Raw genomic sequence first — 26255 nt, forward strand, 5'->3', positions numbered from 1 at the left:
ATACAAACCTTTTGTTAGGAGTGAGATTCCATGGGGAAATGCACGATTGATCATACGTTGGAAGATGTAAAACAAAAGCTTGTTGACCAAGCTGCATTCATGCCAGAAAATCTGGTGCGTGAAGTGGAAGGTTCATTAACAGATAAAGCAGATCAGGAGTTTTTGAACGAAGTCTTTCATCTATTAAAAAAGTATGATTTGGCTGATGAAACAGAAAGAAAAGAACGGAACGAGAAACTAAATGATTTAGTAAAATAGAAAGACCCGGGCTAATGTCCGGGTTTTTACTTATTATTCTTTATTAGGCTTTACCGTCTCAAGCATTGCCCACAAACTAGGCTCCACGCCTTCCATTTCTGCTTTCGATGGAATAAAGAGCGAAAAATAAAACAGCTCCCCTTCCACTTCCTTCACTAAATACATAACCACATCATACTCTTCACTTACTCCCTTCACGAAGAACTTTGCATCATGAAAATAAGGGAAGTAAATGTCGGTAGCGGGTAAATCATTGGCTTTACCGGTTTGTTCCTCTGCCCGTTTCAGCGACGACTCTTTTAAGCTTTCAAGATCTGTTGATGGATCCAATTTTTCAATCGTGGCATACAAGGTTGGATCGTTCGCGAATGCGACCCTTCCTGTCGTCTCGTTCTCTTTTTCAAAATTGTAAAGGTCCAGCATGTAAAAATGATAGCCGTTAGCGCTTTGCTGGAGTTCAGCTGGCCGCTGCTCTTTCATCCCCTCAATTTCTACTTCGATATTTTTTGTAGGTGGTAGGTTTGACTCTGGCTGATTTTCCTTTTCCTTATCGTTTTCTTTTTCTTTTACTTCTGTAGGGGGTTTTTGAGGTTCTACTGTTTCTTTTTCACCGCTAGAACATGCAGTTAAAGTGAAAGCAAGTGTAAACAAGATCCCAACACTAAGGACTCTCTTCATCAAATCATCCCTTTTCACCTGTTTCCATATACCTTTCTTTTTCAATGCAATAAAATCCTCTAAAAAGCATGACTTTACACTTTATGAAACACCCAAAATGTTATGCCTAAAAAGTTTTATCAGTCTATTTTTCGTAACCCTAAACATTAAAAGACAATTATTTGTATTAACTTAGTGAATCGTTTCGATTTTCCGTTGACTCTAAAAATGAAAGCGCTTATAATTTTTATTAACAGAATTATCGAAACGTTTCGATTTGTCATCACGTACATACATAATGAAAAAAACTATCAAAAATCTGGAGGTACTTATTCATGCTTAAGCAAAAAGTACAACATCTGATTGACGAAATGACATTGGATGAAAAGATCGGCCAACTGCTCCAGCTAGCTACTCCTTTTTTCAAAGGTTCATCCGATCAAGGATTCATTACTGGGCCTATGCAGGAAATGGGCATTACTGATGAAGTTGTGCGGAACACAGGCTCTGTACTTGGAGGGTCTGGAGCGAAAGAAACAAGAAATATTCAGGAAACTCACTTAAAGGAGAACCGCCTTGGCATTCCCCTTTTAATGATGGCTGACATCGTCCATGGTTTTAAAACCATTTTTCCAGTACCGCTTGCGATCGGATGCTCATGGGATATGGAACTTGCTGAAAAAAGCGCAGAGATCGCGGCAAAAGAAGCTTCTGTATCTGGTGTACATGTCACATTTGCACCGATGGTAGATTTAGTACGTGACCCGCGCTGGGGCCGTGTGATGGAATCTACAGGTGAAGATCCTTATTTAAACAGCGAATTTGCTCGTGCGTTTGTTCGAGGATTCCAAGGGTCAGATCTGACAAACGAGAAAGACCGGGTTGCAGCTTGTGTGAAGCACTTTGCAGCTTATGGAGCTCCTGAAGGCGGACGCGACTACAATACGGTTAACATGTCCGAGCGCCAACTGCGTGAATCGTATCTGCCTGCTTATAAGGCAGCTCTAGATGAGGGCTGTGAGATGGTGATGACTGCTTTCAATACGGTTGATGGCATTCCTGCTACTGCAAACAAAAAGCTAATGCGTGACTTGCTTCGGGATGAGTGGGGCTTTAACGGTGTCATCATCTCTGACTGGGGTGCTGTAAAAGAACAGCTGCCTCACGGTGTTGCTGAAGATGAAGCGGAAGCGGCTTACAAAGCGCTTCAAGCTGGTGTTGATATTGAGATGATGACCACTTGTTATATCGACCATGTAAAAGAGCTCGTGGAAAGCGGAGTATTGCCGGAATCGCTTGTCGATGAGTCGGTTGAACGAATTTTAACGCTTAAACAGAAACTCGGACTCTTTGAAGATCCTTATCGCGGTGCGGATGAAAAACGTGCCGCTGAAGTCATTTTATGTGAGGATCACCGTCAAACCGCTCGTGAACTGGCAGCCAAATCGTGTGTTCTTTTGAAAAATGAAAATGTACTGCCATTAAAACCGGAACAAAAGATCGCTTTGATCGGTCCGTTCGCGAAAAGCGGCGATTTGATGGGACCGTGGTCATGGCAAGGTGCCCATGAAGATGTGGTAAAAGTGGATGCAGGATTACGTACAAAACTAGCAGATCCTTCCCTACTTTCGGTAGCAGTCGGCAGTGATGTTGAAACTGTCACAACTGAACAGTTAAAAGAAGCAATGGATGCAGCGAAAGATGCTGATGTAATCGTGCTGGCGCTTGGGGAAGCTTCTTTCATGAGCGGCGAAGCAGGCTGCCGGGCTGATATCCGCTTACCGGAAGCTCAGCTTCAATTAATTCAAGAAATCAAGAAACTTGGTAAGCCGACTGTTGCGGTACTGTTTAACGGCCGTCCGCTCGACTTGCATGGAGTAGTGGAACATGTGGATGCTGTGCTGGAAGCTTGGTATCCAGGTACAGAAGGTGGAGCAGCGATTGCCGATCTATTGTTCGGTGACGTGAATCCGACTGGACGATTATCTATGTCGATGCCGTTCTCGGTTGGACAAGTGCCTGTCTATTACAACCACTTCAACACGGGACGTCCACAGCCCACTCCTGATAATAAAGAGCGTTATCTGTCACATTATCTCGACATTCCGAACGAGCCGTTATTCCCGTTTGGTTTCGGATTGAGCTATACGGAGTTTAAGTATGATGATGTAAATTTATCTGATGACACGTTAACGGAAGACGGAAAGCTGACCGCTTCTGTAACTGTAACAAACACTGGGGATCGAGCTGGCGAAGAGCTCGTCCAATTGTACATTCGTGATATCGCCGGTGAAGTCGTCCGTCCGGTAAAAGAGTTAAAGAGCTACAGGAAGATCGCTCTTGAACCTGGCGAGTCAACAACGGTAACGTTTGAGATCACAGAAGAAATGCTTCGCTACCATCACGAAAACTTGGAGTTCAAGAGTGATGCAGGGAAGTTTACCGCGTTTATCGGGAAAAACAGCCATGACGTAACGGAGATTTCTTTTAGATTAGTAAAATAAAGAGGAAGAGGACTGTTTGATTGAGCAGTCCTCTTTTTTACATGTTTACGGTACGTGTTTTTTTTAGGATTCTTTTAAAATTAGTTTCTATAAAAGTACTCACAAGAATAGATTCGATCCTTTCCATTAGAAACTTCTGCGTAAAGAAAATCCTTACGATTCTCATTTACATGAAACACTTGTGTATCAATAGGTAACTTAGAAGCATACAAATCAATGTTTTTATATAATTTACCTTTGAATTTCTTTTGTATTTTTCTGTCTAACTCATTTTTATCAATACGGTTATCTTCTCTCTCATATTTACATACCTTGCCTGACGTAGTATCAAGGATAAAATCTTTATCTTCTTTTAATAACTTTTGTCCCTCTTTCAGTATCTTTTTAGTAGTTTCTGCTTCTAATTTTGCTATTTGTCTAGCCCCTTGCACTTTAGGGTCTTCTCCCACAATCCCACATCCGGAAAAAACGAGCAAAGAGGCGAGCACTATAAATTTTCTTAACATTCCCTTCCCCCAGTTATGTACAATCATAATTTATTTTCTACTCCTTAATTCACCTCATAAATTATTTTTCCTCTTTTTGATAAAAGTAAAAAGCATATCCAATTATGAACGGATATGCTCTAAAAAACTACTATTCTTTATCCTAGTAAAACACGAAGCTGATCGTCCACCTTTGCATGTTTCTTGCTTTTAACAAGCGTTAATTCTTGGGATTCTTCCACTTCATAATCTTCACTTGATAAAATTTTCATACCATTTTCAAAAGCGATAACATCCTGTGCTTGTGTTAACCGAAAATCAATACTTCCTTCATTCACTGCTGCAATCTCAGCTGTTGAATAAGCAATTTTCACATTTTCCAATGATAGATTTATAGGAAGCATAACACCGTCTTTGCTTTGAAGGAGGATCTTCCTTCCATCAAACAGCTTTTCCTCACCTTCTGTAACCGTAAACTCTTTATCAAATCCATCCAGGTTCAAAAGATGAATAAAACGCTCGCCTTCACGATTAGATGTAGAGGTCATAAAGATACCATGATGTTTGAAGTCATGCGTTAACTGAGCCGTTGCACCCAATCTCTCAAGCGCTTTTTTAAAGAACGGCAGATCACAGCGATACGCTCCGGCTACAACGATAGCGCGTCCGCTGCCAACCTCAGACTCAAAGCCACATACGTCACCTGATCCATACACGCGCAAAATCGGCATCACTTTTTCCCCTGTTTCAAATCCTTGCGTAAAGTAAGAGCGAATTTCAGGCTGCGACTCAGCCCAGCTATCCCCATAGATTGATAGATAATGTCGATGGCTATCCCGGCTATAACTCTTGTATTTCACATTAAGGGCATCTGCCAGAATGGTACAGTCCTTCCCTTCCATATCAAAAAGAGGAACTTCACCATACAGAAGAATTTTACCGCCATCCTGAAGATAGTTTACTAATTTCCCTTGAATTCCGCCGTCCATATAGCGAGCGGAAGGCAATGCTAGCACTGGTGTTTTCTCTGCCAAAAGGGGTTTATTTTGAATATCCACAGCCGTATAACGATACCCGTTTAAAAGCATGGCACGGCCCATGATCTCCCATGCGCCAGATCCGCGATTCGCCTCAATGTTGGAGAGGATCTCACGCATCACTTCACTGCCAGGGTATCGGTATTCCGTCATATAATAATCCGGAATGAAGGCGAACGACACATCATCACGATCTTCATCCATGGCAGCAAGCTTATCACTCACAGCCATAACAGTCTGATTTACCCGGGACATGCGCGGATACGTATAGTTATAGTCTCCTTCTGGACCGATTGGCGCCGCGAAGCCATGGCGTTCACCTGTTGATGCGATCCGGTCGTTCCCGTCTCCAACAAGCGCATCAAACCGAGCATTCCTGCCACCAGCAAACAGGTAATAGTTAATTAAACGGTTACCTTGAGCAAGACACATCCTGAGCTTAAAATCTGCAGATGATGGATCGTAACGCTCACCAAGTGTTTCACCAAAATTCCCGTCTCCACAGTTGAATTCAACCGATGTTAACGGCTGATCTTCATTATGAACAGCATCCATAAACCCATTAATAATATAAAGGTCCTGGAACGTCTTCATATCCAGGTCCCCAAAATAAATATCAGAACCTGAAATATAACCTGGTGCTTGTGTATACGATTCATAGAGCTGACTGATACCGATCGGATAGGTCAGCCCGCGTCCGCCGCCTGTCCCGTGGATATTCACGACAAACGGGATATCCTTTACACCAAACTCTTCCGCATATTCCCGGAGTATAGCAATATATTTGGCGAAACGATACCGCATATAGTAACCGAGATCTTTTAAAAGCTGTGCCGAGTATTCTTCCTTCGGCGAGCGAATAGCATTATTACGTTCTGCACTCTCTTTTAAAGAAAACGGATAGCGAGACTTAACATCCTCACCATAACGCTCTCCCAGCCAACGGGAAAAACCATTCAACAAGTTATCCGTCAGATCAGGCGTATTGCTCACCCATGACAGCATTCCCACCTCGTTATCGAGCTGGAACGCGATAATTTTGCCGCCATTCGGATACAGCCTCGGCGTAATTACTTCCATTACTTTTTCATAATACTTACGAACTTCCTGTAAAAAGCCTGGTGCCAAATAATCAACCGTCGGCGTTGTTGCTTCACTTCCGTCCCAGCCTACCGGGATAATCTCCGGATGTTTCTCATACACCCAATAAGGAAGTCCTTCGTTTTTCATCTCGGCCATGATAAAAGGACCTGGACGAACAAAGAAATAAAAGTCGTTCTCGATACAAAGGTCGATAAAGCCGGCAAGATCTGTTTCGGGACGATTTTTCCCCGTAAAATCAAACTGCCCTTCTACCGGTTCATGCCAAAGCCATGGCACATAAGTAGCCACGGCGTTGCACCCTGTTTCTTTTAGCTTATCCAATCTGTCTTGCCATTCACTTTTATCCACACGGTAATAGTGAATTTCACCGCACGTGATCAATACCGGCTTTTCGTCAATAACGATCTGTTTGTTCTTAATCTCAATCATTTTACTGAGCTCTCTTCTTTCTTTTTCCAGCCTAAAAGGTCAGCACCGCTTTTCACATATTTGTTTTTCATAAAAAGATCCCACACTAAACCAGTTTGATAGTTTTCAATCATGAGCAATGTAATACCTTTGTCGATTCCGATGACGTGATCGGAATACCAAGGCGGACTCACATCAAGGTTGTATGAATCCCAAAATCCATACTCTCCCCAAAGCTGAGGATGTTCTTCATAAAAATACTTCATCGCCGCTATCGACTCTTCTGGCGTGAACGCGATAGAACCTGCTGCTCCAGTCGGCGCGATCGTACCCTCAAGCTCTGGTTCACATCCTTCATAATAAGGAGGAGCACCTGGCACACGATAACCTGTCGGACTCGCACAAGCGGTTAAGCCCCAAGAGTTTTCATGATAGGTCTTAAATTCACTCGACTTTTCCTTGCAGAAGGCACGGTTCGCTAAAGTCGCTTTTACCGAATTCTCAAACCAATCGATTCCGTCACCGTCTACAATCCCTCTAAAATCAACAAACGCATGTGAATATTGATGGACGAAAAGCGCGTTTCCTGGCGCGTGAATGTATTCGTACTCTTTGTACTTGCCTTTACTGCGCTTAAAGCCTTCATAAATCTTCACAGGAACCGGATGTGTTGGTGATGCCACGCCAAGTACGTACATCATCATCTGCTCTGCATACATGTCCCAGTGGTGGAAGCCTCCTCTTTCAGGAGTGTAGCCCATATAAAACTGGTTCACTGCCTCATCGTAATAAACGTTCCAATCCACACGTGCATAGATTTTTTCAAAAAGCTCTTTGATCTCTCCGCCAAAATATTCTGCTGAAGTAACCGCACCGCACAAGAAAATAGCTGTATCAATAATGGACGCGCAATCATACCATTCTTCATTCTTTTTACCTGTCTGCATGTTTAAGAAGTGGTAGAAGAATCCGCTCGCATGCTCCACGTTGTTTAAGTATGTTTCAAGCGTTCCTTTTGTGCGTTCGTAGCCTTCCTCACGTGTGATCCAGCCGCGTTCAATCCCAATAATCATCGCCGTCAACCCAAATCCATTAGACGCGATGCTTGCAACTTTCTTATTCGCAGACTGATCTAAAATCAAACCGAACCCAGGACTATTTTTATCCGTATTCGCTTCTTTCCAGAAAAAATCAAAACAACCTTTAGCTTCTAAATCCAAAAGTTTTTGCGTATCCATCGTAATTCCCCTCTCTGCTTATTGAGTGAGTTTTTATATTTTTACTTCGTAGACAAGTTTATTCGAGCGGAATCAACCACCCACGAATCTTTTTGCTAAAAATGTTACTTTCACACGGTTTTTAACTGTATGCTTCTCAGCTAGTTGATTGGAGCGCAAGGTGCGAGACTCCTGCGGGACGAGTGGGACAGGTGAGACTACTAACGGCGCAAAGCGGCAGGAGGCTCACCGCCCGGCCCGCGGAAAGCGAGCAGCCTGGAGCGGAAATCAGCCACCCGCTTCACTCACATACTTACATAACTCAAATTACTCCCCTGTAATCCCCGAACGGTCCACACCTTCAACAAACCAGCGCTGCGTTATAAAATAAACGATCAAGAGCGGCAATATGGAAAGCACAGTACCTGCCATTTTAATACCTTCATTCAGCTGATTACCGCCGCTTACTCCCATCTCAGCCGGGAACATCTTCTGATATGTAGCTACAAACTTCTGCAGCTGAAGCGGCAGTGTCGTTAGAGCATCACCGAAATAAATGGCCGCCAAATACGTTTCGTTCCAGTACCATACGAACGAGAACAAAAACGAGATAATAATCGCCGGTAACGCCATCGGCAGGGCAATCGTAAAGAAGATACGAAAATGACCTGCTCCATCCAGCTGTGCCGCTTCTTCCAGCGCTTTAGGAACAGCACGGAAAAACTGATAAAAAATCAGAATAAAGATCGCACTGTTCAGCCCTTGTCCGAAGGTCGCCGGCAATAAAAATGCATTCAAGCTTCCAAGGATGTTCAGTTCATTAAAGAAGATATACCTTGGAATCAAAGTCACTTGCGGCGGAATGATAAATGTCGAAAGAACGAGCACAAAAATAATATTTTTACCTTTAAAATCAAAACGTGCCAGTCCATAACCGACAACCGCTGCAACCGCAGTCTGCGCCAAAGCCGGCAGAACCGTAACATAAAGCGTTTCCATCAATGTGGAGAAGAAATCCAGAACTTTATTTGCTTGCTCATAGTTGCCTGTGTAAAGCTCTGTCGGGATCCAATTTACAAGCGGATTCAAAAGGTCATCCAAGCTCTTAAAACTGTAAACACCCATATAGAGCAGCGGATACAGATAGACAAATCCGATCCCAATCAAAAGTGCATAAATAAGGACTTTGTATAGCAGACCATCTGTCCCTTGCATGCCTAAAAACATTCTTTTGGTTTTAAAATAATATTTGTTAAGCTGCTGTGTTTTTGTTTGCACCTTGATCACATCCTTTTTAGCTGTAATTTTTCTTTCTCTTCATCGTCATAGCGCCCACTGTAATAGCAAGAGCGGCTGCAATAATAAGAAAGTAAATCCAGGACAATGCCGATGCATACCCAAATCCTGTGTCTACTTTGAACATGTTTTTCTGAATATGTTCGATAATCGGATTCAGCGAGAAAATGGAATACGTAACAATCGTATAGATGATATTAACAACGATCATCGGCAATAGGTTCGGAAGTGTAATCTTCCAGAAAAACTCCCAGTTGCTCGCCCCGTCAATCTTCGCTGCTTCAAAAATCTGCTTGTCCATCTTCTGAAGCGCAGCAAGGAAAATCAAGATTTGAACACCTGAGTACCAAAGGATAACGATCAAGTTTTTGATCAAATACAGCAGAATGCCATTAAAGAATCCATCTGGGTTATCGTTCAACGCCTGATAGATTGCGTATTGTTCGATCGAAGGAATCGTTGTGATTCCTTGATCGATCAGCTCTTTAATAACGGGTCCGCTCGCAATAATTACCGGCAGAAAGAAGATTGTTCGAAACACGCCGCGAAACTTGATCTTCTGGTTTAATAAAAGAGCGATGATCAAGGAAAATACGATGATGATCGGAACAGAGATCGCCATCTCTCTTAAATAAGTGGTAACCCGTTCTACAAATGTTCCATCCACAACAAAGGCATATTCATAGTTTCCGAACTTAATAAATTCTGTCTGGATGCCGCTCGTCGTAATCTTTACTTTTTGAAAGCTTAAAAACAAAGAATACAGGAGAGGAAAAGCGGTAAAAACGAGAAAGCCGATGATCCACGGTGAAACAAAGAGCCATCCAGTGATGCTGTTCTTATTCTTCAGTCGTTTCATCCGCTGATCCCCCCTCTGTAACAGTAAAACCTTTTGCGGGTACTTCTACTCCGTTCTTCTTATAAGCTTTGTTTGTGTAATTCACGATAATTACTTTACCGTTTGAGTACCTTACTTCTACGATTCCTGTTTGAGGAACAGTTCTGCTTACAATACTCTCTCCTTCAACCTCACCTAGACTTTGTTCAATCTTTTTGTTTTGGTCGATGATCTTTTCTTTCCAGATCTGAAACTCTGACGTATAGATGTCTTTCGATGCCGTTTTTGCAAGGAGATGTGATGGCTCATCGGTTAACAAAAACGAAGGATAAGCCCCATATTCGATCATGCGCAGCATCTGGTCTTCTAAGTCTGAATTAAAGTTAGAAAAGGGAGCGTAATAAGGCATATAGCCTTTTAGCACAATCTGCATAAATGGAACTGTATCACTCTCAAAAACATAGTTCGAAGCGTTCATCGGAATATCCAAATAACGGTCCGTTGTTTTCCACAGATATGTGTTCGGCTCGTATAACGCCACATTTCCTAGCTCTTTATTCAACGTACCAAACAGCTTTTCATACGTTTTGATGGTGTTGCTGCGCTCAGAAGTTGATTGGTTGCCAAAATCTGAAAACAGCGCATAGCCGCTCGTATCGACTGCCAGATTTGAAATTCCATAATCTTTATAGTCAGCTACATCCTCTTTAGCAGCTGCGAGTGCTTTTTGCGGCGATAGATAGAAGACTGTCTTATCGTCTTCCGTTTGCGAAATCGTTTCTGAACTTATCTTTTTGGCAACATCCTTACTTCCGGAATAGCCTGATGCTCCATCAAACGCTTTCGTGTAATCGGTATGGAAATAAAGCGGAATGTCATCTTTCTTCAGTGCTGCGATCACTTCTTCAACCTCACCGTCGTCTCCAAGCTTCCCTTCAAAAGGAAACTTAGCAGGCAGCGTCCCGGTTAATCCGCCTTCCGACCAGCCTTTGTAAACGACAAACATATTTTCCACTTCATTTTTGAGTTCGTTCGTCATTTCTGGAATGCGGCTGATTTTTGTCATCGGCAGCACGGAATTCCACAGCAATCCTTCTTTTACTTCGCCTCCAAGAAATTCAAGTCGTACACCAGGTTTGTCTTCGGATTTTTTTAGCTGTTTCGTGTCAGCCAAATGTTCTTGATAGGCCTTCGCCATCCCTACATAATCGGCCTTGTCATCTTGAAGGAACATATATCTCAGTTTTACGCCGAACGGATTGGGTTTCTTTTGATAAACGTTTAAACCTTTCATGTTCTTGCTCGTCGGCTGATAATATTCTTTTCTAAAATGAAACTCAGATGCGATCCAGTTAAAGTCTGTTGAAACACCTGACGGATACGCCAAAATATCTCCGTACGAGTAGCCTTCTTCAATTACCGTTAAGAACGCATTCTGCTTCACGCCATGAACTGCGCCGAACACAGGCATCTTAACCGGCTGAACCGGATAAACCTTCTCATCTTTTTTCAACTCTGTTTTCTTGAACGCTTCATCTTCACCGTAGATCGCACCGGTGAACGGAGCATCTGCCTTCTTGCCGCTCTTTTCATAGCGGATCAAAGCACCGCTCCCGTCTGGTATAAACATGTAGCCATTCATGTCATTCTCGTTCACGGCTCCTAAGAACGGATAGACGCGCATCGAGATCAGCTTCGTATATTTGCTCTCTTGTATCTCCTCTTGAGGGATGGAAACAACAAGCTCGTCACCTTCAAGTTCCACATTCAGCTGAAACTCAAGCTTTGACTGGTTTAAGTAAACAGATGCTGTAAAACCTTTATTAGTCGTTTCCAATCTTGGCCGGGAATCGTTTGTTGTAATGCTCTCGGTTCTCACTTTTCCTCTTCGGTCCATGTAATCGACTGTGATCGCAGACTGTGCCATCTGCTCCCACGTTTTGTTTAAGCGATACTTATCAGGCTGATCAAGCCCTGAGTTCCAGACATATTTTGTTTTTTTGTTTTGAATTTTTATAGCAAGAGACTTTTCATTTACATATAATACGAGATTTTCATTTTCAGCCGCTTTTTCAAATCCTTCGAAAGAGTTCTGCTGCTGAATCGGTTTTTGATCTGTTTTTTCGGTCTTTGTGAATGATGAAGAATTGTACTTCATCAGGTTTTGGCCATTTTCCTCAACAGAAGGAGGCTGATCGGTGTTTTTCTTTTCGTTTTGTGCAGCTAAAACTGTAATCGGTAAAAGCAATAGAATAAGCGCCACCAGTGCTTTTTTATACACGTAAAACAGCCTCCTTTATGATGGAATAAACAAAATCGTACACCTGGTCGATCAAGACAAACACGATAAATCCTACGAGCATCATGATCACCATGCCGAACAAGGTTACAAGGATATTGCGGATCGTATCTGTGAATGTATAGTTATGAATCTCTTTAATCATGATGAATAAAATGATCAGACACCATGCATAGATAATCCGGATCGAGAACACGTACACAAAAGATTCATTATAGGTCAGCACATTGGACATAATCGTGATCGGAAGACTAAACACAAGATACGGCGCCAGCGAATAGATTGTGCCAATATAAATGTCTTTAAATCGTCCTTCACCGTCGTTAATCGTACTGACTAAATAATTCACAACAATAAATAAGAAAAGAGGGACGGCAATTTTTAATAATTCTCCGACCAGATTCGCCTCTTCGCTTCCTAATGTGTTAAAGATAAATCCTGTATAGAAACGGCTGATGATATACTCAGCGAGCAGGATGATATAGAGGATGGTCGCTGATAAAACGGAAGCATATTTTTTTCGTTTTAAGTAATAAAAGCTGTCGATCGGATGCCTGAAAAATTGAAATAAGAAGATCAGCTCACCGAACAGCTTTCTTTCTTTAAACGAGTGCCAGCTTCGTCTCAGCTTGTCCAATATCCCTTTCTTTCGGTCCAGAAGTTTTACCATATAGAAAAGAACGACAAGTAAGATAAGGATAAACAGTACGGTCTCGAGATTCTCTTGCATCCACGCGTGGCGCACTTCCCAGAAAGAATCAGAATAGCCATAGACATCATTCGCAAACTCGTATTCTTCCAATGCTTTTTCATAGTCTTGCTGTTTGTAGTAAGCCGAGCCCATTGCAGAGTGAGCCAGACCAAAGGAAGAGTTCATCTCAAGCACAGATTTCCAATACTTTTGGCTTTGAACATAGCGTCCTTCTTTAAAAAGCGCGATCCCTTCATGTACTTGTTTAGAAAAGGCCGTTGATTCAAACACTTGGATCAATCCGCGTTCTTTGTCGGTTACGTAAAGACGACCATCGGGGTCAATCGTTATTCCGGCAGGCTGTTTGAACAAACCGAGGCGGTTCGTACCGTCGTCTTTTCCGCCAAAAATGAATAATAGATTCCCAAAGCTGTCATATTCATAGATTTCGCCGTAGCTGGAAACGACGAACATGTTCCCGGCACTGTCCACTGCAATATCCTGAAGTGATTTCTCTTCTGAAATATCTTCAAAAAGCATGTTTTTCCCTGCAACGTTCAGTTTCTTAATGACTTCATTCGTCGTTCCTTCTGTTACAGAATAGATCAGACCCTGGTCATCGATTGCAATATTGTCTGGTGCAGGCGGTGTTTTCATAAACATTCTTGCTTTTCTGCTTTCCGACATAAAAAGCTTTTGCACGAATGAGCTAAAGGATGCTTCTGTGCTGTTTACACCGTAGTAGCCGAGGAATTCTCCGTCTTTGCTAAGCTGAATAATCCCGTTCGTTGACCCTTCGCTTATTACAAAAATGTTGCCGCGGCGGTCTACTGCAACCTTTTGCGGTTTAAAGGAAGAGCTTTTTCCGAATAGCGGAGAATCCGGCTTTTCGAATTCTGCTTCAAGCTTTCCTTGCCCTGAGAACCGGAAAATCTTTTCTTCTTCATAATCCGCTACATAAATCTTTTCATTTTCATCGACATAAACGCCTGTCGGAGACTTAAGAGTTCCTTCGCCTATTTCAGCGACAGCTTCACCAGTCGAACTTGCTACAAATATCTTTTTAGCGCCTGAATCAGCGACATAGATGTTGCCTTTTTTATCTGAAAAAATATCTTCAGGATTCGTGATCTCTGCGTCCGGTAATAAGGTGCCGATTGGTGTATACGCAGTTTGTGTTTCGATTGTTTTTCCATCTGCAGATAATGTCTCTGTCTTATAAGGGACAGAAGCAGAAGCAATGGACTGCATCGGAACCAGCAAGAATAACAATAATGCTAAACATCTTACGAAATGCTTCATTTCTCCCCCCTCCTACTTCCTTACTTAATTCCTGAATGCGCCATAGTATTCATCACCTGGCTCTGCAGAATAATAAAAATGATCAAATTCGGTATGAACATAATTAAGGAAGCAGCTGCGGCAAGTCCTTGTCCGGCAACGTTATTCCCTTCAACTGGTGATGTCAGTGTAGACATATAAAAAGCAAATGTCTTTAAGCCTTCGTCATTTACATAAAGTGACGAGCTTTCAATACTATTCCAGACGAGCTGGAAAGATAGGATCGCAATCGTTGCAATCGCTGGTTTAACGAGCGGTACGATAATCCGTATAAAAATTTGAAAGTCAGAAGCCCCATCAAGTCTTGCTGCCTCAAGCAGTTCGTCAGGGATTTGGTCGATGAACTGCTTCACAAGGAACAACCCAATCGGCATGGCGAGCAGCGGCAGTATGTGCACGAAAAACGTGTTGATCAGCCCTAACTCGTCGATAAGCAAATAACGTGGAATCGCTACAGCTGCTGGCACGAACATAAGGGCAAGTGTATTGATCTCGAAGATCGCTTTTTTCATCCTGAAGTTTTTCTTGGATAGTGCATAGCCTGCCATCGTGCTGATGATGACGGTAAGAAAAACGACGATCAGGGTAATAACAACACTGTTAAATAAGAAACGCGACATCGGTACACCTGTATCGTTCGTTTTCGTAAAAAGATCAACAAAGTTTTGCAGTGTTGGCTTATCTACAAAGAAACGCGGTGGATAGGCGAATAATTCATCGATTGGTTTAAACGCATGAAAGAATATATACACGATCGGCAAAGCCATAAAGATCGCCAAAGGAATTAGAAAAGCGAGAAACTTAATTTGGCTTTTATGAAACTTTGACGGGTTCATCTTTGACCCTTGAAAGGCCGACATTTTCATCACTCCCTTAATCTAGTCCTTCTCTCCAAACAGCCTCCAGGCCACTTTCGAAAATGCATAGACAACAATTAATAAAACAACAGAGATTGCGGCCGCATAGCCCATCTCGTACCGGATAAATCCATAGTCCTCCAAGTGGTTGACCATAAGCTGGCCGGCATATTGCGGTGTAGGGTTGGCACCAGATAGCGCAACACCGATCGCTCCTGCCTGAAACGTTCCGACAACCGCCATTACAGCGCCAAATAGCATCTGCGGCTTCATAGAAGGAATCGTAATATAGATGATCTCTTGGAAACGGTTGCTGATACCGTCGATATAACCCGCTTCATAGATCTCCGTATTGATATTTAGAACACCTGACAGCATGGCGAGAAACCCAACCCCCATGCTTCCCCACAGCGTTACAAAGATCATGATTTTCATTAAATATTCAGGAGACTGCAGCCACTGAATCGGTTCAAGCAGAACACCCATCGTGAGGAGCAGACTGTTTAAATAGCCAGTCTCATCACCGCTGAAAATGATCGTCCATACAACCGCCATCGCAACACCCGCTGTCATGGACGGCGAATAGATGATCAGCGCGAGAACCGTGCGCATTCGTTTCGGTACTTGAGCAAGTGCCCAGGCAAGGATAAACGATAAAATATATCCACCTGGACCAACGATTAACGCAAAGGTAAGGGTGTTCGGCAAGATTTTCTGCATGAACACTTCATCCTGTGTAATCAAACCGACATAGTTGCTCAGTCCGATGAACGTTGGTGTTTCAATAGCATTAAAATAGGTAAACGACAGTGCGATCGCCGCTGCGACCGGTATGATAATAAACGTTGTAAAAAAGATAATGTATGGAGCAAGGAAGTACCAAGGTGAATAATCGCGTTTAGTTGTTTTCATTTTCATCTTCATTTCCATCATTATCTTCATCACCCCAATTTTTCACTTGTTCGATTGTCGGAATCGGATATGGCTTGACCATTTTTCCATCCTTCACGTAACCGAATTCCTCCATCTTCCGTTTGATCTCTCTATCGATCGCCACAACGGAATCATCTACCGCAGACCGCGGATTGACTCCATCAAAAACGATCCGGTTCCAAATGTTGCTCAGTTCGCGCTCGATCATATAAGAGCCTGGATTTTTCGGAACTTCGTATAAATACTCCCATTGCTTTAAGATCGTCTCTTTATGCTTGTCAGGCCAAGGCAGATTCTTAAACGCCTCGAGGTTGGACGTATTCCACATGTATTCCGGACCGTACAGCATCTGAAGATTAGTAGCAAACTCTGTCTGCGTTTCTGTAGACAGCCACCACTTCAACAGCTCCCATGAATCTTCTTTGCTTTTTGTTCCTTTAAAAATCATCGCGGACTGTCCGGACCCCGTCGCCCATCGTTCGACTGTTCCGTCTTCCTTTTTCACACCTGGATGCGGTGCTATATCCCACCAGCCCGCAATTTCAGGAGCAGCAGCAGTAAGCTGTGTGTACGTCGTAAAGTTCGCTGTCCCGATCGGCAGTGTGGAATATCTAAAGTGGTTGTAGAAATTCGGCACTTGAAGCGGCAAGCTGTAGATCGTGTTCAGCTCAGCCATGAACTGAATTCCTTTTAACGATTCCTCGCTTCCTATCGCTGTTTTCATGCCGTTCTTACCATATAGATCACCATCGAACTGATACACAAATGGAGCTGTTGCCTGGAACGGTTTAAATCCTGTCGCTCCCGCAATATGTGTATAATAGTTCATTCCAAAACGCTGAAGCTCCGGCAGAATGCTTTTCACATCATCCCACGTATCAGGAACAGGCAGATCTAGCGCCTGCATAATATCTTTTCTATAAAATTGAACGAAAAAGTCTTGTGTTTCAGGCATCGCATACACCGAATCACCGATCATGAGCGGAAGAAACGCCCCTGGTGAAAAGTGCTTGCTGAACGCCTCAAAGTCATCAAACTGATGAAGGTCGACCGCAGCACCACGAATGGATAATTCATATGGAAGCCATGAACTGATGCCGAGCGCGATGTCAGGCTGTTTATTGGATGCACTCGCCAAAATCAGCTTCTGTTCTTCCGGCATAATTGAAAACTTCACCTTAATTCCCGTTTCTGGCGTAAAGTTCTGATCAGATAGATTTTGCAGAAGCTCCACATATTGACGAGGTCTGTTCACCCAAACCTCCAGCGTCTTCTCATCCGCTTCCTTCGCCGAGTAATTTTCAGAGAAGAAAGATAGGAAGAAACGTTTCACTGAATCGATCAGCTTTTCCCAAAATCCCGCTTCTGCATCTGGCAGCTCTTTATCTCCACCATGTAAATAGAATTGGTCTACGGTTAACGGCTGTTCAGGCAAAGTAACAAGCATGTTTCCAAGCATTTGCGCCGCAGAAGAAGATCCTTCCGATAACTCCGTAAGCCGGCTTGGAATTTGATCTGGTTTCTTACTCAGGTTTCTGAGTTTCTGAGCCGCCATCTCTAGTGAAACGATGTCTTGAGAATCTTCTCTAGAATGATCCAGACTTCTTAAGTATTTCAGTTCCTGATCTAATCGATCTGCCCATCCGGATAACTTTTTATCGATACCCGGGATATACTCACTGATCTTCCATCCGCGGGAACGGTCTGTCTGGTTTCCAGTGAGTTTTCGAATCTCAAGAGTGAGTTCTTCCATCTCTCTCATGATCTCATTGGTCGTATGAAGAACCGGCTCGACTGGTGATGCATCTGCTTCCAATCCGATCTCATGCTCACCTTTTTTTAAATAAAACAAGAATGGTTTTCCTTTATTGTCTTCGAGCGTCACGTTGGTCCAGTTTTTATTAAAATCAAACGTAATCGGTGCTGCTTCTGAAAAAGGAACTTTGCCATCGATAAGCAGCTTACGGAAAACAGGTCCGCCTGTTTCTTTGTTCTGCAATACTTTAAACGTAAGGTTGTAAAATCCATCCTTTTTAACGTTCACTTTCCAATTCACGGTTTGTCCGCTCTTTGTCCAAGAATCACCGCCAAGCGTATTCAGCAGCAAGGTCTTCGGATTACTAGGAATAGCTGAGGAATCATTTGCCGCAAATGGTCTTATGTATGAACTGTTTTTCGTATAATTCTTTTCCGCATCTCTTGTAATTAAGGTGTTAACTTGCTTTTGATCTTTGTGATCCGCCAAGTATTCTTTATAGCTTGGAAGTTTACTAGGGAAGTGAACATATGCGTTGCCGAGCAGCATCTCACCGCTTAAGTTGGCTAGGGTTATCTTGTTCTTTCCTTTTTTTAGTTCGAATTTTAACGGTTCGGATTGCAGCTGGCTTGCATCCTCTGCCGTTAAGCGGTTCCATTTTTCAACCCGCTTTTGCTTTGGGATCATATCGTTTCCAAATCGGTCTTTCTTGAACTTATTTCTGTCGTTTTGCCAGTCTGCCGGAAATACGATCCTTCTGCTTTCGTAAAATGGATATTTATCGTTTACCTGGATTGCACCCTCTATTGGAACAACCTCGTTGCTTAATGGATAATAATCAAATGAAAGTTCATAAAGCCCAGCTTCCTTTACATCAATTTCATAGGAAACGGACTCTTGGTTATGCCAATAGAAAACACGATCTTCGTACCCTTTGCTTTCAGCTGCTGAGAGCAGATTCTTCTTATCTTTTATTTGAAAGTCTGAAGGAGATACGGACGCTTCAAAGTCTGAAGCGCCCTTCTTTCCTTCTTTCTCCCAAGTTTCCAGGACGGTATGATAGTTTTCCTCCACGACTTGCTCGGCAGGCTTATCATTACTGTTAGTCTCAGCAGATACAAAACCTTGTGGAAAGATGAAGAACAGCATAATAACCGACCAAACAATTCTCTTAAACTTCATACTATCAACCTCCCCTTAAACTACAGGCTTTCTATTTATCTTTTAAAGCCTCTTGTGCTTCTTTGCTTTTTTGGTCTGCCAACTGATCAAGCTGTTTCGCATAATCTTCAATCTTTAAGTTGCCTTTGATGGCGTTGTCTAATAACGCAGCAATCTTTGCGTTTGCTTCTTCTCCTGCTTTCACGCCTGTTGGTGCTTCCCAGCGTGCATCTACATATCCAGGAACCGTTTTTACAGGTTCAACAATCGCATTGTCCAGGTTGTCATAAGCTGTTTTAATTCCTGGCACTTCATTGATTGCAAAGTATTCATCCAAAATTTCTGGATCCGCGTTCACAGGCAGTGTATTTAATCCTTTGCCTTCTTTTTGTGCAATTTCCATACGCTTCATGAAGCCTTCTTTACCAAAAGACATCCATTTAGAGAAAAGGTAAGCTTCTTCAGCATTTTTAGTTGTTTTTGAAATTCCTACAAAGTCATTCGTTACACCCGTTCTTCCACCAGGAAGTCCGATAAAGTCAAAATCAAATGTACCTTTTTCTAGAAGAGCAGGAACTCCCCAAGTACCGTCCCATTTCACGGCAACTTGTCCATTCATCCAAACTTCCTCAGGGTTCTCACCTTTAAAGTTAGCTTTTTGATCTTCAGGCAGGGTTTCATATGCATAGTTGTTTGTTGTAATTTCTTTTGCTAGATTAACCCCGGCAGTAAACTCTTTTGAATCTAATGAGTATTGACCATCTTTCAATGTGTACCAGCCCATATCAGGGTTAACTGCTGCCGGATACCAGTCTGCTACTGAGAAAGCATGGTTTGTTCCAGCCACACCATTACTGATGTTTGTGACTTCTTTAATCGCTTTTGTGTACTCTTCTACTGAGAAACCGAATTCAGGATAATCAAGGTTTGCTTCATTAAACAAATCTTTGTTTACTAAGTAACCTAAGAAATGCTGTGCAAAAGGAACGGCATACACTTTATCGTTGTAAGTTGCAGATTCACGTACTGCTTCTGGAATGTTTGCAAAGTCTTTATCTTTTTCAGTCATTTTTGTAATATCCATCAGCCAATCATTTGATAATGATGACGGAATTTGCGGAAGGGCGAAAACGTCTGGCATCTTACCAGCACTTGCTGCTGCAGCAAGCGTCCCGTTCCAGTCAGTCGGACTGATTGACTCATCGATCTTGACCTTGATGTTTGGATACTTTTCTTCGAATGCCTTAATCATTAGGCGCTCAAGGTTTTGTTCTTTTTCAGTACCAAGTGACCAGCTTGCATAAGAAATGGTCACATTTTCTTTTTTCTCATCTGTACTAGCCTTTTCATCAGAGCTGCAGGCAGCCATCGAGAAAACTAACGCTAACATAGCGATAAGTAACAATACTTTTTTCATAAAAAACCCTCCAATATAATAGATTTATAGTTTTGAAGCTTGTACAACCACAGGGTTAAACTGAATGGTTTCAGACTCGTTATAAGAATGAATCAAAACTTTATACTGATTCTCAGCCATTTTTTTGATAGAAACGTTTTTATTTTCGGACGGAAGCCATGTAGAAGAAGTAAGAATGAATTCCTCTTCAGGCTGTGTAATCCTTATAGAAAGCTGCAGCTTATTTTGTTCCTCTTCGATATTGAAGATCTCACCTGTTCCATATGTAATAGTGATGTCGTCATTTAATGGAACACCGATCGGAAGCATCAGGCCGGTTCTTTGCGGAACGCATAACTCCTTGCCGCCAAAAAGCAGCTCCCCTTTGTAACGAATTGCCGTTTTCTTTTTATACTCATCAAAGTTTTGAATAAAGACAAAGCTGCCGGATTCCGGGTGAGCGCGGACCGTAATATCGAGCTCCTCATTTAGCTGGAACCTGCTTTTGATCCCTGCTCTCTTCGCTAAATCAACAATAAGATCGTTCTGATAGTAAAAATTATGATCCATGCCGACGCCAAACATAAGAAGCGTTCCTTTTCCAAGCTGTTTTTCAAAAGCGATCACACTGCGGTCTTCATCCTCTGACCATGCAAATACACCATCTTCTATTGCATACAGCTCCTGCTTGTTGACGGGCACATTATCAGCGTCGCCAATTTGCGCAAAACCATGAGTTTTATGTCCTTTAACCGTAACGCCAATATAATCTTTTAAAATCGTACATGGTACGTTTTTCATCGTTTTTACAGGAATGGTCGGGAACAGGATCAGCTTTCCGCCATTTTCGAGATATGAAACGAGCTTTTGCTGAATATGTTCGTCCATCCACTCGGTTGTAAACATCCAAAGCGTTGGCAGTTTAACAGGGTCCAGCTCTTCCTGATCTAATAGATTTACAGCGTCATAGATGATGTTGTTCACCCTGAGTGCTTTTGCGATGCCGTTGTATAAATAAGCATCCCGCTCTTGCTGGATCTGATCCGTCATGCTTTTTGTATGCTCATCATAAAACTCAGTCATGTAGTAATCCGGATAGAAAGCCATATGGGTATCAACCTCATGCTTCGTGTCAAGAAGCGGCCGTTCGAACACTTGCATCATCTTCCCAATATGCTGGATGACATCATAATGAGGAGCCTTTTTACCCTTAACGGTCAGAGGCGCCTGCCAGTCGTGGCGCTTTCCATGCAAACCGATATTTTCATAGTTTTCTCCCGCTGCGAACATGTAATAGTTCACACCGTTCATCCCATCGGCTATACAGAGCCGGGTCGTCAGGTCGAACGTCGGCGGCTGAAGCCTCGGTTTGTCACTAATGCATCCCCCTTGGAATTCAGCTGAAAAAAGCGGCTGCTCTTTCCATTGGATCGCTTTCGTAAAAGCATTAGCGAGCACAATGTCGGTATAGCTGTCATACTCGATGTTGCCGATGTAGTAATCCCCAGCCATAAGAACGTTATCGATCTTGGCAGTCTCTAAAAGCTGCGAGATGCCGATCGGATACATCGTGCCTCGTTTTGTAAGATCAATCGTATGGAACCCGTGGATGTTCACCACGAATGGTACATCAATTCCTTTTTCCTCTGCTGACTGCTTTAAATACTCTATGAATCTTCGGTAATGTTCTCTGAGAAAAAGTCCAAATTCATTTCGAATAGCATGGGCATAGATTGGTTCCGGTTTTTGAATTTTAGACTGTGAGAAGCTGCTGATATCCTCGTAAGGCACCCGGAAGGTATTTTCAAATTCTTGCTGGGAATATTTATTTTTCAGATGTTCAGTGAACTCTTTTAAGGTTGAGTCGTTATAGTCAGGCTGATTGGTAACCCAGTGGAACATCCCTACTTCGTTATCAAGCTGAAAAAGAATGACCGAACCGCTATTTGTGACCTGATGTGGTTTTATGAGAGAACAAACCTTTTCGTACCAGATTTCGACCTTTTCAAGGAAAACGGGATGACTGTAACTGACCACTCGCGTTGGGTGCTGTTCCCCTTTGTTGGTTTTCGCGACCGCTTCAGGGTAGTTCTCGATGAACCAGGTTGGCACGCCATGGTCCACTATTTCAGCCATAACATAAGGGCCAGGACGAACCAGGCAGTACATCCCTTCTTCTTTTACGAGTTGAAGAAACGTTTCCAAATCTCTTTCTGGCCTCGTCTCACCAGTTAAATCAATCGAGCCCTCTTCGTACTCATGAAAAATCCATGGCACATACGTACTGACCATATTTGCTCCAGCTTCCTTCACCTGACGGATGCGGGTCCTCCATTCACTTGCAGGTACCCGGAAGTAGTGAAGCTCTCCACCGAATAAAATAACTTCTTTACCGTTAACAATTACTTTCTCATTTTTGATCTGAATCATATTTCACCTCTTCAACCGAAAGTCGGTTTTTTTATAAGATGGTTTGATTTAGTTGAACTTCATATTCTGGGTTGAACGGTTTGTTAAGGAGTTTCTGACAGCGACTTAAATGCTGTTGTAAAACTGTGGCACCTGCAACTGCGGTTACATCCTTTCAAGTGAACAGCTATCACCCTCCTTAAGCAATTGAAACGTTTCAAATTTTTAGTAAAAAAAGGTCGGGAACGAATTATCGAAACGTTTCACCGAAGTGTAAAAAAATATAAGGCATTACTAATTATTGAAACGTTTCAATGAAATTATTATAATAAAACCTGAAACCGTTTTCAATAGTACTTTTTGAATATTTAGAAATATAGTAAGGTTTGATCATTTACAAAATAAGCTGACTCTCAGATGAGTCAGCTTGTCCTTTATATCGCTTTATGTCTTTTTGCCAGCGCCAACGCCCCGCAAAGTCCTGCATTATCACCCAGTTCAGGCGGAACAATATAATCATCAATACATACTAATAGATTCTCGTGCTGAATATAGCCGTTTAACAGATTCACTACGTTTTCGATGATGATCGGAAACAGCTGTTTTTGCTGCATCACGCCACCGCCTAGTATGAGTTTTTTCGGTGAGAGTACCAGAATATAGTTCACAAGCGCCTGGGCGAGATAATAAGCCTCAAGCTCCCAAACTTGAGGGTTTGCTGAGAGCACCACACCTTTTTGACCCCAGCGGTTTTCGATAGCAGGACCTGATGCCATTCCTTCTAAACAATCCCCATGAAAAGGACAATTTCCTTTGTAAGTGTCGTTTTCGTGACGTTTGACGAGAATGTGTCCCATTTCTGGGTGAAGCATTCCGTGAATGAGCTTACCTTCTGTAACTGCTCCGACTCCGATTCCCGTTCCAACTGTCATGTAGATGCAGCTATCAAGCCCTTTTGCCGCTCCCCACTCCAGTTCACCGAGCGCTGCTGCGTTCACATCTGTATCGAATGCCATTGGCACATCGATGTGTTTTTTGAGTTCGCCCAGCAAGTTCACATTCTTCCAATGCTTTTTCGGTGTGCTTGTGATGAATCCGTACGTGGAGCTTTCCGTGTTAAGATCGATCGGTCCAAATGAGCCCACGCCAAGCGCTTCAATCTGCTTATCCTTGAAATAATCTGTTACAAGCTGCAGTGTTTCTTCCGGTGTTGTGGTCGGATAGCTGATTTTCTCTATGATTTCTCCGTTTTCGTTGCCGATTCCGCATACAAATTTTGTACCGCCTGCTTCAATTGCACCTAAAATCATCTGTACCGCTCCTTTCATTAGCTTGATTTTAACATGAAACGGGTATGGCGAGCTTTTGTGAACCACGCTTAGGTGTTTTACGGTACGTGTTCTTTTATTTGTTACACGTACGCTCAAAAAGTTCGACTTACGCTCAGAATTCATCCCGTTCCGCTCAAAAACTCTCACCTACGCTCAACTCATACCTCTCTACGCTCAAACTGCCCCTGTTTTTGCTCAACTAAACCTCTTACCCACTATTTCAATTCAAAAAAAAGCCAAAACCTGAAGTTTTGGCCACATCTTTCTTATAAATACGTCAATGAGTCTAAAATCTCCTGTAAACTGAGCTCTGCGCATGCCATTGATGTGTCCGCCACGCCGTAATACATCTTCACAACGTCACCCTCGACAAGCACCCCGCATGAGAACACGACATTCCCGAAGAATCCATCCACTTCATAATCGGCTTCAGGCTCCAAAATCGGCGTTTCTGAACGAGCGATCACTTTTGCCGGATTCTCTAAATCTAGCAAAACGGCTCCCATGCAATAACGGTCTTCTTTTGATGCGCCATGGTAGAGTTCCAGCCAGCCTTTTTCCGTCTTGATCGGAACCGCACCGCCGCCAATTCTTCCGTTGTCCCACATTCCATCACGTAATCCGATCAAATGTTTATGATTGCCCCAGTGTAAAAGGTTCGTAGATTCTGCGACCCAAATTTCCGGTGCGCCCGTGCTTTTTGGAACCGGCCGGTGCAACGCATAATAAAGGCCGTTAATTTTTTCAGGAAAAATTAACACGTCTTTGTTCTCGGGGCAGAAGATCATCCCATGATGCTCAACTTCCATAAAATCTTTTGTCGAAACAAGCGATTCACCCACACCAGCAGGAGAAACCGCACTGTAATAGATATAGTACGTGTCCCCAATCTGCGTGACGCGCGGGTCTTCGATTCCGAACGTTTCCAGCTCATTCGAAGGGTAGATAAATGGTTCATCTTCTATCGCAAAGTTGCGTCCGTCTTTACTGCGTGCCAATCGAATATAAGAAAGGGATGTTAAATAAGAAAAGCTCTTACCGTTTTTCTTTTCACAGATCACACGCGGATCGGAAAAATCGTACCGTTCATCGTCCAGGTTTAACGAGTGGATCTCCAGTTCCCCAGTCTCAACATTGTAAACGGGAGCTTTCACCACGTTAGAATCATCACTTATCGGACGCTCGGCCACACGCAAAAGCATGATCACTTCGTCTTTGTACTGCGCAATTCCAGCGTTAAACGCTCCGATCACTTCAAAATCGTCACGGTGCGGCTTCACGTCACGAGGCGTAACGAGCGGGTTTTCTTCATATCGATACACATTCATGCTGCATGTCCCCTTATTTTTCAAATTGATTGAACGGATCTTTTATAGTAATTTTGTGGGCTTCTGCGTCACTGGTACCTGCGTAAAAATCTGTAGTTCCATCTTCCTTACGAACAAGTCCGCCGCTAAATACCACATCCACTAAATCTGGACGTTTGGACTCACCAGCCAAGAAGTCATCGCGGATAGCGATCAATTGAATTTTTGTATGCTCACCTGTTTCAGGATTTAATGAAAACACCATCGGATAATAATGACGGTTCCCTTCTTCATCAAAACTTGCGATGTGGCCAAGTACGCCAATCAGTCCGTTATCGAGAATGTGAAGCTCGTTCGCTCCCCCCCATTCTCCTTCAGCAAACTGACCATCTAATAGTGGTGCCTCTTCAATTACATCAAGTGTTAAATCTTCTAATGAAGGGATACGCGTAAATCCAATCTTGCCCCGGCCGCCTTTTTCTCCTTGAGGACGGGTTAGAACAGCAACACTTCCATCTTTTAACTCAGCGAGACGAAGATCTTTCATCCCGTCCGGTCCTTTGAAAAACGGCTTCAACATTTCTATGGATGAACCTTTGTAAAAAACAGTCCGCCAGCCAAGTGCGCCTTCATTCGTCGGATGCGGAAAAATCTCGACTCCGCCAAGCACTAGCTCTCCAGCAATTCTCGTAACGAACGGATCTTGCAGTTCAAATACCGGTGCACCTTCTCTCGGTGTCCAAACACCATCACGGTTCACGAAAAAGTATACTTCTGAATGTTCGGTGTCACGGGCTTCAACACGGCCTGCAATCACTAACTCTCCTTCGTCTTCAAATGGAGCTGTGATGTTGTACACATCACGTTCCCCAACACCCGTAAACTTTAATTTTTCGGGGTTCGCCGGCTGATCCTTCTCTAAATACACTTCCACTAATTCTGCACATGTTTTTGTCATAAAAATTCTCCT

Annotated in this window: 18 protein-coding genes; 2 read left to right on the forward strand and 16 right to left on the reverse strand. The window is 42.9% G+C overall.

Annotation, left to right across the window (positions count from 1 at the left end; translation table 11 throughout):
- Positions 1–30 precede the first annotated feature (30 nt).
- Positions 31–258: a hypothetical protein gene (locus tag ACFQ4X_RS13980; protein WP_379836075.1), complete on the forward strand. Its 228-nt coding sequence runs from the start codon at positions 31–33 to the stop codon at positions 256–258.
- Positions 259–291: 33 nt separating this feature from the next.
- Here ACFQ4X_RS13980 and ACFQ4X_RS13985 read toward each other — a convergent pair whose 3' ends face one another.
- On the reverse strand, positions 292–936 hold the full coding sequence (locus ACFQ4X_RS13985; protein ID WP_379836077.1) for a hypothetical protein: 645 nt from the start codon (positions 934–936) through the stop codon (positions 292–294).
- Between the two features lie 314 nt (positions 937–1250).
- Here ACFQ4X_RS13985 and bglX point away from each other — a divergent pair, with 314 nt between their 5' ends.
- Positions 1251–3419 carry a beta-glucosidase BglX gene (gene bglX, locus ACFQ4X_RS13990; protein ID WP_379836079.1) on the forward strand — a complete coding sequence of 723 codons (2169 nt, stop codon included), beginning with the start codon at positions 1251–1253 and terminating at the stop codon, positions 3417–3419.
- 80 nt (positions 3420–3499) lie between these two features.
- Here the strand turns inward: bglX and ACFQ4X_RS13995 are convergent, their stop codons facing one another.
- The 15 genes from ACFQ4X_RS13995 to ACFQ4X_RS14065 form a co-directional block, all read right to left on the reverse strand.
- On the reverse strand, positions 3500–3952 hold the full coding sequence (locus ACFQ4X_RS13995; protein WP_379836081.1) for a hypothetical protein: 453 nt from the start codon (positions 3950–3952) through the stop codon (positions 3500–3502).
- Between the two features lie 110 nt (positions 3953–4062).
- On the reverse strand, positions 4063–6474 hold the full coding sequence (locus ACFQ4X_RS14000; protein WP_379836083.1) for a beta-galactosidase: 2412 nt from the start codon (positions 6472–6474) through the stop codon (positions 4063–4065).
- Positions 6471–7691 (reverse strand): glucoamylase family protein, encoded by a 1221-nt coding sequence (locus ACFQ4X_RS14005; RefSeq protein WP_379836085.1) that lies wholly within the window; start codon positions 7689–7691, stop codon positions 6471–6473. Before ACFQ4X_RS14005 ends, ACFQ4X_RS14000 begins: the two co-directional genes overlap by 4 nt.
- Positions 7692–7997: 306 nt before the next feature.
- Complete coding sequence (locus tag ACFQ4X_RS14010; RefSeq protein ID WP_379836087.1) at positions 7998–8948, reverse strand: carbohydrate ABC transporter permease; 951 nt, start codon at positions 8946–8948, stop codon at positions 7998–8000.
- 16 nt (positions 8949–8964) lie between these two features.
- Positions 8965–9825 carry a carbohydrate ABC transporter permease gene (locus tag ACFQ4X_RS14015; RefSeq protein ID WP_379836089.1) on the reverse strand — a complete coding sequence of 287 codons (861 nt, stop codon included), beginning with the start codon at positions 9823–9825 and terminating at the stop codon, positions 8965–8967.
- Positions 9806–12085, reverse strand: coding sequence for a DUF5696 domain-containing protein (locus ACFQ4X_RS14020; protein ID WP_379836091.1), 2280 nt, complete (start codon positions 12083–12085; stop codon positions 9806–9808). Before ACFQ4X_RS14020 ends, ACFQ4X_RS14015 begins: the two co-directional genes overlap by 20 nt.
- On the reverse strand, positions 12078–14096 hold the full coding sequence (locus tag ACFQ4X_RS14025) for a YIP1 family protein (RefSeq protein WP_379836093.1): 2019 nt from the start codon (positions 14094–14096) through the stop codon (positions 12078–12080). Before ACFQ4X_RS14025 ends, ACFQ4X_RS14020 begins: the two co-directional genes overlap by 8 nt.
- Before the next feature lie 20 nt (positions 14097–14116).
- The gene (locus tag ACFQ4X_RS14030) at positions 14117–14995 is read right to left on the reverse strand and encodes a carbohydrate ABC transporter permease (RefSeq protein ID WP_379836095.1); all 879 of its coding nucleotides are present in this window, start codon (positions 14993–14995) and stop codon (positions 14117–14119) included.
- An 18-nt stretch (positions 14996–15013) separates the two neighbouring features.
- On the reverse strand, positions 15014–15925 hold the full coding sequence (locus tag ACFQ4X_RS14035; protein ID WP_379836097.1) for a carbohydrate ABC transporter permease: 912 nt from the start codon (positions 15923–15925) through the stop codon (positions 15014–15016).
- On the reverse strand, positions 15891–18863 hold the full coding sequence (locus tag ACFQ4X_RS14040) for an extracellular solute-binding protein (RefSeq protein ID WP_379836099.1): 2973 nt from the start codon (positions 18861–18863) through the stop codon (positions 15891–15893). Before ACFQ4X_RS14040 ends, ACFQ4X_RS14035 begins: the two co-directional genes overlap by 35 nt.
- Positions 18864–18894: 31 nt before the next feature.
- Positions 18895–20259: an ABC transporter substrate-binding protein gene (locus ACFQ4X_RS14045; protein WP_379836101.1), complete on the reverse strand. Its 1365-nt coding sequence runs from the start codon at positions 20257–20259 to the stop codon at positions 18895–18897.
- 24 nt (positions 20260–20283) lie between these two features.
- The gene (locus ACFQ4X_RS14050) at positions 20284–22668 is read right to left on the reverse strand and encodes a beta-galactosidase (RefSeq protein ID WP_379836103.1); all 2385 of its coding nucleotides are present in this window, start codon (positions 22666–22668) and stop codon (positions 20284–20286) included.
- Positions 22669–23081: 413 nt separating this feature from the next.
- Positions 23082–23957, reverse strand: coding sequence for an ROK family protein (locus tag ACFQ4X_RS14055; protein ID WP_379836105.1), 876 nt, complete (start codon positions 23955–23957; stop codon positions 23082–23084).
- A gap of 287 nt (positions 23958–24244) precedes the next feature.
- Complete coding sequence (locus ACFQ4X_RS14060; RefSeq protein WP_379836107.1) at positions 24245–25306, reverse strand: BtaManbiosPhlase; 1062 nt, start codon at positions 25304–25306, stop codon at positions 24245–24247.
- Positions 25307–25319: 13 nt separating this feature from the next.
- Entirely contained in the window at positions 25320–26243 is a 924-nt protein-coding gene (locus tag ACFQ4X_RS14065; protein ID WP_379836109.1) for an MTP-1 family protein, read from the reverse strand.
- Positions 26244–26255: the final 12 nt, after the last annotated feature.

The sequence above is a fragment of the Fictibacillus halophilus genome (assembly GCF_042680145.1).
Lineage (GTDB): Bacteria > Bacillota > Bacilli > Bacillales > Fictibacillaceae > Fictibacillus > Fictibacillus halophilus_A.